At 59.5% G+C, this 15,048-nt stretch carries 13 protein-coding genes and 1 pseudogene; 11 read left to right on the forward strand and 3 right to left on the reverse strand.

Annotation, left to right across the window (positions count from 1 at the left end; translation table 11 throughout):
- Positions 1-13 precede the first annotated feature (13 nt).
- From yghX to AACH87_RS22785, 5 genes are all read left to right on the forward strand, one after another.
- Positions 14-901, forward strand: a complete 888-nt coding sequence (gene yghX / locus AACH87_RS22765; protein WP_338799120.1) for a YghX family hydrolase — start codon at positions 14-16, stop codon at positions 899-901.
- A 198-nt stretch (positions 902-1,099) separates the two neighbouring features.
- Entirely contained in the window at positions 1,100-1,621 is a 522-nt protein-coding gene (locus tag AACH87_RS22770; protein ID WP_338799364.1) for an SRPBCC domain-containing protein, read from the forward strand.
- A complete protein-coding gene (locus AACH87_RS22775) occupies positions 1,621-2,634 on the forward strand; it encodes an NAD(P)-dependent alcohol dehydrogenase (RefSeq protein WP_338799121.1) in 1,014 nt (337 codons plus the stop codon). The genes AACH87_RS22770 and AACH87_RS22775 overlap by 1 nt, the downstream gene beginning before the upstream one ends.
- A gap of 65 nt (positions 2,635-2,699) precedes the next feature.
- Positions 2,700-3,266: an SRPBCC domain-containing protein gene (locus tag AACH87_RS22780; RefSeq protein WP_338799365.1), complete on the forward strand. Its 567-nt coding sequence runs from the start codon at positions 2,700-2,702 to the stop codon at positions 3,264-3,266.
- Positions 3,267-3,342: 76 nt separating this feature from the next.
- Positions 3,343-4,044, forward strand: coding sequence for a type 1 glutamine amidotransferase domain-containing protein (locus tag AACH87_RS22785; RefSeq protein ID WP_338799122.1), 702 nt, complete (start codon positions 3,343-3,345; stop codon positions 4,042-4,044).
- Positions 4,045-4,168: 124 nt separating this feature from the next.
- Here AACH87_RS22785 and AACH87_RS22790 read toward each other — a convergent pair whose 3' ends face one another.
- Entirely contained in the window at positions 4,169-4,504 is a 336-nt protein-coding gene (locus AACH87_RS22790) for a transposase (RefSeq protein WP_338799366.1), read from the reverse strand.
- Between the two features lie 1,064 nt (positions 4,505-5,568).
- Here AACH87_RS22790 and AACH87_RS22795 point away from each other — a divergent pair.
- The 6 genes and pseudogenes from AACH87_RS22795 to AACH87_RS22820 form a co-directional block, all read left to right on the forward strand.
- Entirely contained in the window at positions 5,569-6,597 is a 1,029-nt protein-coding gene (locus tag AACH87_RS22795; protein WP_338799123.1) for a TRAP transporter substrate-binding protein, read from the forward strand.
- Between the two features lie 119 nt (positions 6,598-6,716).
- On the forward strand, positions 6,717-7,280 hold the full coding sequence (locus AACH87_RS22800; RefSeq protein WP_338799124.1) for a TRAP transporter small permease: 564 nt from the start codon (positions 6,717-6,719) through the stop codon (positions 7,278-7,280).
- Positions 7,277-8,608: a TRAP transporter large permease gene (locus tag AACH87_RS22805; protein ID WP_338799126.1), complete on the forward strand. Its 1,332-nt coding sequence runs from the start codon at positions 7,277-7,279 to the stop codon at positions 8,606-8,608. The genes AACH87_RS22800 and AACH87_RS22805 overlap by 4 nt, the downstream gene beginning before the upstream one ends.
- Positions 8,609-8,656: 48 nt before the next feature.
- Positions 8,657-10,336: a subtype B tannase gene (locus tag AACH87_RS22810; protein WP_338799127.1), complete on the forward strand. Its 1,680-nt coding sequence runs from the start codon at positions 8,657-8,659 to the stop codon at positions 10,334-10,336.
- 84 nt (positions 10,337-10,420) lie between these two features.
- The gene (locus AACH87_RS22815; RefSeq protein ID WP_338799128.1) at positions 10,421-11,545 is read left to right on the forward strand and encodes a porin; all 1,125 of its coding nucleotides are present in this window, start codon (positions 10,421-10,423) and stop codon (positions 11,543-11,545) included.
- Between the two features lie 242 nt (positions 11,546-11,787).
- Positions 11,788-12,530: pseudogene (locus AACH87_RS22820) on the forward strand (IS5 family transposase); the annotation flags it as partial.
- A 172-nt stretch (positions 12,531-12,702) separates the two neighbouring features.
- Here the strand turns inward: AACH87_RS22820 and AACH87_RS22825 are convergent.
- Together AACH87_RS22825 and AACH87_RS22830 are read right to left on the reverse strand one after the other, a co-directional pair.
- Complete coding sequence (locus AACH87_RS22825; RefSeq protein ID WP_338799129.1) at positions 12,703-13,314, reverse strand: glutathione S-transferase; 612 nt, start codon at positions 13,312-13,314, stop codon at positions 12,703-12,705.
- A gap of 79 nt (positions 13,315-13,393) precedes the next feature.
- Positions 13,394-15,031, reverse strand: coding sequence for a 3-(methylthio)propionyl-CoA ligase (locus AACH87_RS22830; RefSeq protein ID WP_338799130.1), 1,638 nt, complete (start codon positions 15,029-15,031; stop codon positions 13,394-13,396).
- Positions 15,032-15,048 lie beyond the last annotated feature (17 nt).

A 15,048-nucleotide genomic window follows, 5' to 3' on the forward strand; every position in this document is an offset into this window, starting at 1 on the left:
CAAGGAGGCTTATATGATTCGACTCACCGCCAAGGATTTTCACCCTGAGCTGCTGGAACTGTACGACGGCTACGTGCATGGACGCTTGAGCCGGCGCGACTTCCTCGATCGCGCGGCGCGGTTCGCCGTTGGCGGGCTCACTGCTGCAGCGATCCTAGCCTCGCTGAGCCCTGACTATGCGTTGGCACAACAGATCGCCTTCACCGATCCAGACATCCATGCCGAGTACATCCGCTATCCCTCGCCGAACGGTCACGGCGTGGTGCGCGGCTACCTGGTGCGCCCGGCCAAGGCGTCCGGCCGGGTGGCCGGCGTCGTCGTGGTCCACGAGAACCGCGGCCTAAATCCCTACATCGAGGACGTGGCGCGGCGCGTGGCCAAGGCCGGCTTCGTCGCACTGGCACCCGACGGTCTGAGTTCGGTCGGCGGGTACCCTGGCAACGACGAGGAAGGCCGGCGGCTACAGCAGCAGGTCGATCCACAGAAGCTGATGAACGACTTCTTCGCCGCCATTGAGTACCTGCATACCAGCGAGCTGACCACCGACAAAATTGGCATCACCGGCTTTTGCTACGGTGGCGGTATCTCCAATGCGGCGGCCGTGGCCTTTCCGGAGCTGGCCGCGGCGGTGCCGTTCTATGGCCGTCAGGCCAAGCCGGAGAACGTGCCGCACATCCAGGCGCCGCTGCTGCTGCACTTCGCCGAGACCGACCCGAACGTCAACGCCACCTGGCCGGCCTACGAGGCGGCGTTGAAGGCGGCGGGCAAGACCTACGAAGCCCACGTTTATCCCGGCACCAACCACGGATTCCACAACGACTCCACGCCGCGCTACGACGAGGCCGCCGCCAAGCTCGCCTGGGATCGTACTCTGGCTTGGTTTCGGCGGTACCTGAGCTGAGTGATGCACGGGCCACTCTGATATCAGATTTGATGATGCATGGTATAGAAATATAGGATTGGATTTATTTCTTGTTGCGCACGACCATAACGGTTGTGCCGAAAGGCGTTGCAGTTCCGAGCGTCTGCTGTGCTGCCTGCAAAGCGGCACAGAGCCAAACCGGCCTTACTCAACGATTCCAGGAGTGTTTCCATGACCATGAACGCCATCATCTGGCCCGAAGGCTACGTCCCGGGCTTCACAGAAAACTTCGCCTCTAACGAGGTCATCATCGCAGGCCTGAGCGCTGCCGAGGTCTGGCCGCTGCTGGCCGAACCGGCTAAGTGGCCCACCTATTACGCCAACTCGGCCAACGTGCGCTTTTACGACGGCAAGGGGCCGTTGCTGGCCGACGGCGACCGCTTCTATTTTGAAACCTTTGGCTTCCCGGTCGAGGCGCAGTGCAATGAATACGTCCCACCAGCGGCTGGTCAGCCTGGACGCGTCGCTTGGCACGGCTGGTCGGGCGAAGTCGGTGCCGACGACCGCTTGGACGTCCACCATGCGTGGCTGGTCGAGGATCTTGAAGGCGGCCGCGTGCGCATCCTCACCCAGGAGACCCAGAAGGGCAAACCGGCCGCCGAACTGCATGCCGCCAAGCCCAACCCGATGATCAACGGGCATCAGGATTGGCTTGACGGCCTAGTCGCCGCTGCTCGCACCGCCAAGGGAGCGAAGTGATGAAGGCCGTTATCGTTCGTGCACCGGGTGGACTGGAGCGTCTCGAAGTCACTGAGTTGCCCGATCCCGGCCAGCCAGGGCCAGGGCAGATCCGTGTGGCCGTGCATGCCACATCGCTGAATTTCCACGACTTGCTGGTCGCCAATGGCGGCATTCCCGCCGACGACGGCCGGGTGCCGATGGCCGATGCCGCCGGTGTGGTCGAGGCCGTAGGCAACGGCGTGACAGAGTTCAAGCCCGGAGATCAAGTGGTTTCCGGTTTCTTCCCTCAGTGGCCCGACGGCCTGCCGTTCGATGACGTCGGCCATTTTCGCAAGACTCCGGGCGATGGCATCGACGGCTATGCCTGCGAATATGTGGTGCGCGCAGCCAGCGACTTCACCTTGGCTCCGCGCGGCTGGAGCCATGCCGAGGCAGCCACCATCACCACCGCTGGGCTGACCGCTTGGCGCGCGCTGGTGGTCGATGGCCAGCTCAAGGCTGGCGTCAGCGTATTGGTGCTGGGCACCGGCGGTGTGTCGATCGCCGCGCTGCAGATCGCCAAGGCGATGGACGCACGGGTCATCGTCACCTCGTCCTCCGACGACAAGCTGGCGCGTGCCCGTAGGCTCGGTGCCGACGAGGTGATCAATTACCGGCAGGTGCCCGACTGGGGTAATCGTGTGCTGGAACTGACCGGCGGCCGTGGCGTCGACCACGTGATCGAGGTTGGCGGGCCGGGCACTCTGACGCAGTCGATCAAGGCGGTACGCGTGGGCGGCCACATCGCCCTGATCGGTGTGCTGACCGGCCGCGAGGGTGCCTTGCCCACCGCGGTTCTGATGGCCAAGCAGGCGCGTCTGCAGGGGCTGATTGTCGGCAGCCGCCGCGACCAGCAGGACTATGTGGCGGCGCTGGAGCAGACCGGCATCCGCCCGGTGATCGACCGCAGCTTCCCGCTGGAGCAACTGGCCGAGGCCTTCCGCTTCCAGGAAAGAGGCGCCCACTTCGGCAAGGTGGTGGTCGAATGGTGAGGCACGACATGAACCGTCCCCGCGCGCCGCTGGCTGCGCTGTTCACAGCCCTGGCTATGGTGCTCATGGCCGGCTGCGCGTCATCGCATGGCATCGGTGCGGTTGCCGACACGCAGAGCGCCATCGTCTGGCCCGAAGGCTATCTGCCCGGCACCACCGACAACTTCGTCTCCAACGAAGTCATCGTTGCCGGGCTCAATGCGGCCGATGTGTGGCCGTTGCTATCTGATGCGACCCGCTGGCCGAGCTACTACGCCAACTCAGCTGACGTGCGTTTCTATGATGGCAAGGGCCCGGAACTGGCCGCCGGTGACCGCTTCTTCTTCAAGACTTTCGGCTTTCCGGTCGAGGCTCAGGTCACCGAATACGTGGCGCCGACTAACGGCAAGCCGGGCCGGGTGGCCTGGCATGGCTGGGCCGGCGAGCAAGGCAGCTCCGAGCGGCTTGACGTGATTCATGCTTGGCTGGTCGAGGATATGTCCGGCGGACGGGTGCGCGTGCTCACCCAGGAAAGCCAGAAAGGCAAGCCAGCGCAGGCATTGGCCTCCAGCAAGCCGAACATCATGATCAACGGCCATCAGGACTGGCTGACGGGTCTAGTCGAGGCTGCGCGCAAGACCAAGGCGCAGTGACGATTCCGCCGCCGTCCACATGCGGGCGTAGGCGGCGGTTTCTTCCCTCTTCCCCCGAATGCAGGAAACCATTTTCATGAGCACCACCATCAAGATCCTGATGATCCTTACCTCCCAGGCCACCATGGGCGACGGTCCGCGGCCAACCGGCGTGTGGTTCGAGGAACTGTCCACACCGTACTACGCCTTCGTCGATGCCGGCGCGCAGGTGGACATCGCCTCCATCGCCGGTGGCAAGATTCCGATCGACCCGCACTCGCTGGCAGTCGAGGGCAAGAACTCGCCCAGCGTCGAGCGCTTCCTCAAGGACGCCGCGGCAATTCGCAAGATCGAGGTCTCGATGAAGATCGACGGCCTGTCCACCGAAGGCTACTCGGCGGTGTTCTTGCCCGGCGGGCATGGCACCATGTGGGACCTGCCCAGGAGCGCCGAACTGGCGTCCTTGCTGTCCACCGCCTGGGCAAACGGCAAGGTCGTCTCGGCGGTCTGCCACGGCCCGGCTGGGCTGGTTAACGTCAAGGACACTAACGGCCAGCCACTGGTCGCCGGCCGCCGCGTGGCGGCCTTCACCAACAGCGAGGAAGCGGTCGTCGGCCTGACCGACAAGGTGCCATTCCTTCTGGAGACTCGTATTAGCATGCTGGGCGCCAAGTATGAGAGCGGCCCGGACTTCCAGCCCTTCGCGGTGCGTGACGGCAAGCTCGTCACCGGGCAGAACCCGGCCTCCTCCGATGAAGTCGCGCGCTTGGTGCTGCAAGCCGTCCACGAGGCGCGCTAAGGCAACGCTGAACAAGCTGTCGTAATTTGACATGCGGCACTGAACGACGCAGTTTTCGTATTTTTGGGACCGTTGCGCTGTCCATTTAGGCAGTTCGCGGGACTTTCAGGTCCGATTCCTGCCCTCATGGGCGCACCAGTCCCTGCAGATGCAATAGGGACAGGTAAATGTTGCCAAGTGCCAAGGCAGTGAACGCACGCGTGGCGTTCTTTTGTAGCCCGCGATAGCGCACCTTGGTGAACTCCCATAGTCGCTTGATCACGGCAAAGACATGTTCGACCCGAGCGCGCATCAGCGATCTGTTGCGGTTATTGGCCCGCTGCGCCTCATCGACTTCTGTCGCACGGCGCACGCGCTGGTTGGTGAAGTCCCTTGTCGTGGGTGCCTTGCTCGCGCTATCAGTGCCTTCTGGCTGGCATAGGCCGAGTCGCCTTAGACGCGATGTTCGTTGCCGTGCGATGAATTGGGCAGTGGGTAGTTGTCATGCACTTTGGCCGCCGTGACCACCGCGCTGTGGGTCAGCCCCGTTTGGCTGTCTACACTGATGCTCAATTCCCCCTGGGGGCTTGGCTACGTGCTCGACCTGTAAACCGGCCGGGCGCAGGCGCCGATCGATACCGCGCCGCTGTCCGGCCTGCACAGGCTGGCTTTTGTGCAGGATTGTCTGTGATTCACTGCCCAGGGCTCCGAGGCCATCGGGCGTCTCGACCTGCAGGCCCGCGCGATCGATTGGATCGTGGGCATCGGCTAGGGCATCACTCATCTGCTGCATGTGGCGCACGATGGTAAGTGCGCTTATGTCACCAACTCGGGCTCCGGCACGGTCAGCCTGTTCGGGCGGCCCCTGCCGTAGCCGAGCATGCAGCCGACTGGCACCGCTGTATTCGGCAGTTCGATGGCCTTGAGCCGCATGGGGGTCACGCGTTGGGCAGCCCGGTCGAGTGTCTAAAAGCACCGGCATAGGTTGAACTTACCTAAGTGATTGATAAACATGCTGCATCGAGCATTGGCGTAGTCCTGTGAACTGCGGTACTGGAGTCATCGTGAAACAAAAAACGCTCGCACCCATCACAGGTTGGAGGCGGAAAAGCGCATCACGCGTGGGACACGCATGCTGCAGGTCGGTTGCCAGCTGCTGCACCAGCATCTGATCGATGTCCCTGAACAAACCCACCAGCTCTGTGTCGACGGCTTTCAGCGCCGCGTATTACCCCATTCACTCCTCTCGAATCAGCTTGCGGACTCCGGTTAGTCGGGGGGAGGGCAGTCTGGGCCTCGCGCAGTGCTGTTCCCCTGAACGGCACCTCTGATTCGATCCGCAGTGGCTTTAACCTGTGTGCCTATTTGCCTTGTGATGCGGTGCTGCATTCTCGCTGAGCTTGCGGGTTAACCACGATAACGGATGGTTATCGCGCAGAACGACGTGCCATCTTGTACCTGAAGGTGAGGATTTTTAGACTGAGCCAGGTCAAAAACTGTTTGCGCCAAGACAGCGAGCAGCCCCACTTTTGGAGACAAATCAACATGCGAATGCTTCGACGCGCCGCCATTGCGGCTGCTCTGGTCCTGCCTGTGCTTCCTGCTGCCCATGCGGCGGATGAGATCGTGCTCAAGGTCCACCACTTCCTACCGGCAGGGTCCTATGCGCAGCAAATGTTCATACAGCCCTGGTGCGACAAGATTGCTGCGGAATCTGCCAAGCGCATGCGTTGCCAGATCTACCCGTCCATGCAACTGGGCGGCACGCCACCGCAACTGGTGGATCAGGTGCGCGACGGTCTGGTGGATGTGATCTGGACTTTGCCCGGCTATACCCCCGGCCGCTTTCCTCGAATTGAGGCGTTCGAGTTGCCCTTCATGATGCAAAGCCCCGAAGCGGCCAGCCGTGCCTTGTGGGACTTTGTTCAGCAATATGCCAGTGAAGAGTTCAAGACCATCCATCCCATTGCCTTGCATGTGCACGGTGACGGGGTCTTTCACATGGTCCGCAAGCCCATCCAGACGATGGCTGATCTGAAGGGATTGAAGCTACGCGCACCCACCCGGCAGACCAACAAGCTGTTGGCTGCATTAGGTGCCACGCCGGTGGCCATGCCCGTGCCTGCGGTGGGCGAGGCGCTTTCCAAAGGTGTGATTGATGGAGCCCTGGTTCCCTATGAGGTGGTTCCTTCCGTGAAGATTCAGGAGTTGGTGAAGTTCCACTCAGAAACTGATCCGGTGGAGCCTGCGATCTACACGTCCACCTTCGTATTCGCCATGAACAAAGCGAAGTACGAAAGCCTTCCTGCCGATCTCAAAAAGGTGATCGATGCCAACAGTGGTGTGGAGTTGTCAGGCCGCATCGGCGCAACGTTCTTGCAGGCAGATGCGGAGGGCAAGAAGCTGACACAGGGCAACACCACCAACGTGATTTCCAAAGCAGAGCTTCAGCAATGGAAAGCGGTGGGCCAGACAGTGTCTGACGCCTGGGTCAAAGAGGTGAATGCCAAGGGCATGAATGGCCAGCAGTTGCTCGACGGCGCCAAGGCCCTGCTGCAAAAGCACGCGCGATAACACGCCCGATCAACGTGGAAGGGCGGGACACCTGAATAGCCTCCCGCCCCCTCTCGCATTTTCTTCTCGTTTTTCTGAAAAGACCCCGGGGTGTACATACCCGCGGGTATGGAGTTCTCATGTCTGAACCTCTTGCCACGGCCCCAGAGGCCCTGGCTTTTGGCCCTGCGGGCCGTGTTCTGCGCTGGCTGTGCCGCGTTTTTGCCATGGCAGGCGCACTCGTGTTTGTCGCGATCGTGCTGATGAGTGTGGTCTCTCTCACAGGCCGTAAGTTGTGGTCTTCACCCATCGCCGGTGATGTGGAGATGCTGCAGATGTGTGCAGCCTTTGCCGCCGCCAGTTTTTTTGCCTGGTGCCATCTGTCAGGCAGCGATGTGAAGGTGGATTTTTTCACCGCCCGCATGTCGCCCCGGGCCGTGCATGTCATGGATGCATTCGGTTCCTTGCTGGTGGCCTTTTTCGGCGCGGTGGTGGCCTGGCGCACTGCGCAAGGTGCATGGATGGTCAAGGAAGCAGGTGAGCAGAGCATGTTGCTCGACTGGCCTCTGTGGATACCGCAGATGGCCATGGTCCCTGGCTTTGCCTTGCTGGCATGGGCTGCCAGCTACCGCGCACTGCAACACCTGGGTGCCGCTGCTCAACCGGATGTTCAGGCACACGATCGAGCGGGAGAGGCAGCATGAGCGGGATTGCTGCAGGCAGCCTGATCTTTGCAGGCCTCATGGTGTTGCTCGTAGTACGCGTCCCCATTGGGGTGGCAATGTTCACCATGGGTGCTGCGGGTTACTGGGCGCTGGGTGGGTGGGAAATGCAGCGTGTGCTGGACGCACTCAAAACACTGGCCTACGCGCGCTTGTCCAACTACGACATTGCAGTCATCCCCCTGTTTTTGTTGATGGGCCAGTTTGCGACCCAGGGCGGGCTCAGTGCGGCCCTGTTCCGGTTCGTGGCCGCCTTCATGGGGCATCTCCGTGGTGGCGTGGCGATGGCGGCGATTGGTGCATGCGCTGGCTTTGGTGCCATCTGCGGTTCATCGCTGGCCACTGCAGCCACCATGGGCCAGGTGGCATTGCCTGAACTGCGACGCCTGGGTTATGCGGGCAGTTTGTCCACCGGCGCGCTGGCCGCAGGCGGCACGCTGGGCATCATGATCCCGCCCTCCGTGCCGCTGGTGATCTATGCCGTGCTGACGCAAGAATCCATCGGCAAGCTCTTTATGGCGGCTGTGCTGCCTGGCGTGATTGCCATGGTGGGCTACATGCTGGTGGTGCAGGTGTTTGTCGCTTTGCGCCCTGAAGCAGCTCCTGCTGGGCCTCGTGTGCCATGGCCTCAGCGGCTGCAGGCCCTGTGGCAGGTTCTGCCTGTGCTGATGGTGTTCTTGGTGGTGATCGTGGGTATATACGGCGGCTGGGCCAACCCGACTGAGGCTGCAGCCATTGGTGCGGCCGCCTGTGGCGTACTGGCGGTCGTGCGCGGGGGGCTGCGCTGGGAAGGCTTCAAGGCCAGCCTGCTAGGAACCGCCCAGGCCACAGCCATGATCTATCTCGTGCTCATGGGAGCAGACATGCTCAATACGGCCCTAGCTTTGTCGCAGATGCCCACTGAGCTGGCTGCCTGGGTGCAAGGCAGCGGTCTGAGTCCCATGCTGGTGATGGTGGCCATCCTGATCATCTACATCCTACTCGGCTGTGTGATGGACAGCCTGGCCATGATCCTGCTGACGATTCCCATCTTCTACCCCGTCGTCATGGGGCTGGATTTCTACGGCATGTCGCCCACCGACAAGAGTGTGTGGTTTGGCATCCTGGCGCTGATGGTGGTGGAGATCGGCCTGGTTCATCCCCCTGTAGGCATGAACGTCTACATCATCAATCGGCTGGCTCGTGACGTCCCTTTGTCTGAGACTTTCAAGGGAGTGATGCCATTCCTTGCTTCAGACCTGATTCGTATCGTGCTGCTCCTGGCCTTCCCATCATTGGCTTTAGTGCTGGTACGCACGTTTAGCAGCTGACGTTTTCTATCGCCCTTAACGCATTCAACACAACATAAGGAGACAACCATGCGTTTATTGTTCAAATCCAGCACAGCCATCGCGATGGCTACCGCAGCCCTGGTCAGCGGTTGTGGTGGAGGTGGCGGAGCCGAGTCATCGCCCAACGATGCCAAGCTCCAGTTCAACCCAGCGGCCTACACCACGGTGAACATTACCGTGGATGGTGTGGCGACCAAAGTGCGGCAATATCGCATCGTCTACGTGGCCAATCCCATCAAGATGGCGACCACGCAGGCCAATCTGGGCGGAAACAGCACCACCACGCTGGCCGATCCTTACGCCTACCAGTCCATGATCGTCTCGGTACCTGAGGACAAAGTCAGCGATCAGAAGACGGCGTTGTACTTCCTCGTAAACAACGGTGGCTGGTGGGCCAGCCCTGTGGCTACCACCATCAGTGAGGGAGCAAAGTTTGTCAGCACCAGCGACACCGACAATATCGGAGCCGCCCTCAAGGCCGGCTATGTAGTTGTCAACGTGGGCACCCGTAGCCGCGGCGGCGCCCGTGCCGAGGATGGGCGATGGATGGGCAAGGCACCCGCGCCCGTGGTAGATGCCAAGGCCGCCATTCGCTACCTACGCCTCAACGACAGCACCATGCCGGGCTCAGCCGAGCGCATCATTGTCACAGGCACCAGTGGTGGTGGCGGCCTGACTTCCGCTGTTTCCGCCAGCGGCAACAGCAGCGACTACCTCCCCTTCCTGGCAGAGGTGGGGGCTGCAGGCGTTGTCGGTTCAGGCTCTACGGCCACCAGTACTTTGAAAGACGATGTATTTGCCGCCGTGGCCTATTGCCCGATCAATAACCTCGGTAACGCTGACGCCGGTTATGAATGGGAGTACAACGCGGTTCGTTCAGACTCCAACACGGGTGCGCTGGGCGGTGTCGCTTACAGCGCAGGTCCTCAACCGGTTGCATCGCTGGCCATCGCCAACGCTTTCCCGATCTACCTGAACAGTCTCGGGCTTAAGCGTGAGGACGGCACACCGCTGACGGCTGATGCCCTGCGCGAGGCGACCAAGACCTTGGTGAAGCAGGAGTTGGAGCGCCAGATTGCCAAGGGCACTGCCGTCCCTCCACTGGGCGGTAACTTTGTCACCAGCCGAGCCACCTTGACCAATGACTGGCTCACCCTCAGCGGCACTGGTACCAGCGCTACGGTGGCAAATCTGGATTACAGCAAGTTCATCCGCTACGTCGCAGCCAATCAGGCCCTCAAAACTGTGGTGGCCTTTGATGCAGTCGGTGTAAACGGTAACGCCGCCATCAGTGGCGAGACCAACTTGTTCGGCTCACCTGCGTTTCAGTATTCCAATTTCACGGACTGGAGCTGGACCAATAACGCTGTCAAAGGTGATGGCTCAGGTCCTGACGATACCGGTCTCACCTGGAACCAGTATCTGGCCAGCTCCAGCAACAACCTGGCTACGCAGCTAAAGCTCATCAATCCCCTGTCGTACCTGAATACTGCGGCTGACAGTGCCCCGTACTGGTACGTGCGCCACGGCATGGTGGACCGTGATACCGCTTTTGCCATGCAGACATTGCTGTACTACGCGCTCAAGAACGACAGTTCCATCAAAGATGTGAGCTTCAAGTTTCCCTACCTGGTAGGTCACACAGGCAACTACGACGTGCAGGAGGCGTTTGGCTGGATCAAGGCCAAGCTCGACGCCAACCCCTAAAAAACGCAGCGCCAGCTATCCCAAAAGGCAGGCGCTGCTTGTTGCAATACCTTTCCTCACTTTGACTTTTAAGGAGACAGCGCCATGAGCAAGAAACTCTACCCTTTGACAACCTTTACGGTGGCCGCATTAGCTGCCCTTACCACCAACGTTCAAGCCCAGCAGGGACCTGCGTCCAGCGTCACGCTCTACGGCGTGGTGGATGCAGCGGTAGAACATCTCTCCAATGTGGGGGGTAATGCGAGCCTGACCCGTATGCCAGGCCTGACAGGTGGCATGGCACCGTCGCGTCTGGGCTTTCGCGGCAATGAGGACCTAGGTGGTGGTCTGCGCGCCGTATTCACACTGGAGCAAGGCTTTGGTGTGGACAATGGAGGTCTCAATCAAGGTGGTCGCACATTTGGCCGCCAAGCCTTTGTGGGCTTGAGTGGTGACTGGGGTAGTGTGACCCTGGGGCGCCAGTACTCGATGCTATTCTGGTCGCAGCTGGATGCCGACCTGCTTGGCCCCGCAATGTTTGGCTCAGGCTCGCTGGACAGCTACCTGCCCAACGCCCGTGTGGACAACGCAGTGGCTTACCGCGGTACGTTCAGTGGTGTTACGTTGGGTGCTCTCTACAGCTTTGGGCGCGATACCGTCAACGCAGGCCCCAGCCCATCTGGTACCAACTGCGCTGGCGAAAGCGCGACAGACACCAAGGCCTGCCGTCAGTGGTCTTTGATGGCAAAGTACGACACAGCGCAGTGGGGCGTATCTGCCGCTATGGATGAGATGCGTGGAGGCGCGGGAGCATTTGCCGGATTAACCAGCAGCGCCATGACCGATCGCCGCTCTACCGTGGCGGGCTGGGCCAAGTGGGGTGACTTCAAGTTTGGTGCCGGTGTCATTGCTCGTCGCAACGAAGCCAGCACGACAACGCCCCGTAGCACGCTGGCATATCTGGGTGCTGCATACAACATCACGCCCAACTGGGTCGTGGATGGTGAATGGTTCAAGCTGGACTACAAGAACAGCGCCAACCAGGCCACCTTGCTGGCCTTGCGCACCACCTACCACTTGTCCAAGCGCACGGCGGTGTATGCCACGGCGGGGCATATTGCCAATGACGGCACGCTGGCTCTGTCTGTCAGCAATGCGGGGACGGGCTCCAATCCTGCAGCCGGGGGATCGCAGACAGGGCTGGGGGTCGGCATTCGCCACAGTTTCTGATTAGCCACCATATTATCCCCAGAGGCGGGACATTTTTCAGGCCCGCCCTGCGCACTGCGGAGTGAGCGAGAGCCATATGGTGGGTAGGGCTGTGCCTGGTGGGGACGCAGTCCTGAGCCCATCTATCCTGCGCAGGGCGTGGTCTGCCTTTGTTGGTAGACGCTGAGTGCCTGTTCATAATCCTTACCTCTGGCGCGCACCGCTATGCTGCTGGTGCAGGAAAAGCCAAATACCCCAACGAGATTAACCTGGGTAAATTCGAGCCCATCCGCTCTGTGCTGGAGAGTGCTCGCAAAGCAACCTGCCAGCGCAGTGTTGATTTCAACTACGTGTTTTTTTGTGCGGACCTCTTTTTGCTGTGCACTGGTTGACAGTGGCGGGCACTGCCCAGTGACTTTCCCAAGTAGCGCACGGTGCATGCGTACTTTGTGATTTGGAGAGAGCCGCGTGAGGGTGGCAGCCTGCTGGAGCAGGCTTTAAAAAATCAGGTTGGCATGGCCCGAGAGAGACTGGAGCGCAGCGCCTCAAGCGCGTTCTTGATCATGGACGCGCAGAGCGTGAAGAACACAGACACGGCGGCCTTGAAGGGCTATGACGCGGTAATAAAGTCTCTGGCATCAAGCGCCTCCTTGCAGTGGACACCCAGGGACTGCCACATGCGGTAGCGGTGACAACAGCAGAGGTGACGGACCGCAAGGGAGTCTTGCAAGCACTGCAGCGCTGCAAGCCGGCTCTGGGCAAGGTGCAGGCGCTATTGTGCGACAGTGGCTACGTGGGCAAGCCGTTCGCACAGGGGATGCAAGACATACTGGGCGGGCACGTTAGCGTACGGATCGTCAAACGCAGCGAGCTGCACAAATTCAAGGTGATGCCCCAGCGCTGGGTGGTGGAGCGCAGCCTTACGTGTGTGGAGAAGAACAGGCGGTTGTGGAAGAACTGCGAGAGGCTGCTGAACACTAGCTTGCAGTTCGCTCATCTGGCGTTCTGGGGCTTTTACTCAAAAGATTTTGAACTGGTTTTCAGAGCGTTGAGCCTCCGCAAAACCAGGGATATTCACCTTGCTCGAAAGAAATCGAGCTCAACTCATCGAGGACGACTTGGCTACTAGGTCGAACGCTCAACCGCCTCTAGCTTGTAGTAGTGCTCTTGCCAAACAGTTATTCTACGGACCAAGTCTTCCCCAATGAAGGTCTCAGAGAGAACTCTGCGTACCAGGTGGCTATCTTAGGGAACCTTAATCGCCATTCAAGCTCTGCAAATCGCAGGTCCAGATACCACAGCGCGCAAGCAATGCTGAGCGTACCCAGGTCCACCTTTGAACCTTCGAGCAGATGAAAATTCTGGGATAAGAAGGTCAGTGAGCTAAGTGACTTACTCAATTGAGCGGTTCGCCATTCAGACCAACGGAGTGATTCCGGTCTTGCCACCTCTTCATACCTTGCAAGTAAAGCAGCATCCAGAATCCCATCCCCTAAGGACTGCATAGTCAAGACATCCCAACGTGCAGGACCGCCTATGGGTATCAACGAACCGCCTCCTAATTCGTTGAAATATTCACAAATGACTCTGCTGTCATACAACACATGACCATCCGGCGTGATGAGCGTCGGAACCTTTCCAAGCGGGTTGATCGCAATGATGTTCTGATCGCGGTTGATTGGGTGCGCGTTGGCCACCAACAGTTCGATGCGATCGTCCAAGCCCAACTCAGAAGCGGTGACTAGGCATTTTCTGACATAAGGTGAAAAGGGTGAGAAATAGAGCTTCAAACGGTCTTCTCCGAAGGGTGGAACGGTGCAAGTGTGATGACGCTAGTTGGCTGACGGCAAGGAGAAGGCCCCAAGCCACTTAAGCCTTCCGCAAACTCGGTAGTACATAGTCGATAAATTGAGAGCGCAAACTCGCCTTGAGCATTTTCCCAGTAGCACCCAACGGAATTTCCGACACGAAGACGACATCATCAGGACACTGCCACTTCGACAGCTTGCCCTCATAAAACGCGAGAAGTTCCTCGCGAGTCACCTGAGCATCGGGCTTTTTGACTACAACCAAAATGGGTCTCTCATCCCACTTGGGATGCTTGACACCAATGGCAGCCGCCATAGCTACGTCTGGGTGACTCATGGCTATGTTCTCGATGTCAATGGTGCTCAACCACTCACCGCCTGACTTGACCACGTCTTTGCTTCTGTCCGTGATCTGCATGTAACCGTATTGATCGATGGTGGCAACGTCACCAGTCGGAAACCATCCGTCGTTGAGCCTACCAATTCCTCGGTCATCTTTGTAGTACTGTTGAATGACCCATGGGCCGCGCACCTCCAGGTCACCCGCACTTTTGCCGTCCCAAGGTAGTTCCTTGCGCTCACCATCAATGATTCGAAGATCAATGCCGAAAACGGGACGACCTTGCTTCATCCGCACCTTGTTCTGTACTTCCAGAGGCTGTCGCACATGCAGCCCACGCAGCGAGGACACAGTTCCCAGAGGTGATGTCTCCGTCATACCCCAGCAATGCAGGACCTCAACGCCGTAGTGGTTCTGAAAGCGAGTCAACATTGCCATTGGGCATGCAGCACCACCGATCACGGTTCTGCGCAAACTAGTAAACCTCAGGTCATTGGCGTCCGCATGGTTCAACAACATCTGCCAGACTGTAGGCACACCCAAGGCCAAGGTGACCCCCTCTCCTTCAATGAGCTCGTAGACCGATCGGCCGTCCAAATTGGGGCCTGGCAGCACTAGCTTTGCGCCGACCATTGCGGCACCGTATGGAATGCCCCAGGCATTCACGTGGAACATGGGGACAACCGGAAGCAGTACATCCCTTGACGATAGGGCCAAAGAGTCAGGAAGTGCAAGCGCATAGGCGTGCAGAATGGTCGAGCGATGGCTGTAGAGCGCAGCCTTAGGATCTCCGGTGGTGCCGCTCGTGTAGCACATGCTGGATGCCGTTTTCTCATCCAAATCGGGCCATTCGTACTCGTCGCTGGCCGCAGCGATCCAGTCTTCGTAGCCCACCAGACCTGGAATACCAGTATCAGCAGGCAAATGACCAGGATCACAGAGCATGATCCAATGTCGCACCCGACATTGGAAGTGTATCTGCTGTACCAATGGCAGGAAAGTCGCATCGAAGCAGACGACCTCATCCTCGGCGTGGTTCAAAATCCAGAGAATTTGCTGCGCATGTAACCGAGGATTGATGGTGTGCAGCACCCTTCCGGAACCACTAACCCCGTAGTACAACTCCAAATGCCGGTAGCCGTTCCAAGCTATGGTGGCAACCCGAGCAGACGGCGCCAACCTCAAAGCACCAAGAGAGTTAGCCACGTGACGAGAGCGAGCGGCGACATCCCGCCATGTGTATCGATGGAGATCGCCCTCCACCCGACGAGAAACCACTTCTACGTCACCATGATATCTCTCGGCCGACTTGATCAACGATGAGATCAAGAGTGCCTGCTCTTGCATCAATCCATACATTTCTTGCTCCAGGCTGG

The sequence above is a fragment of the Acidovorax sp. DW039 genome (genome assembly GCF_037101375.1).
GTDB lineage: Bacteria > Pseudomonadota > Gammaproteobacteria > Burkholderiales > Burkholderiaceae_C > Acidovorax.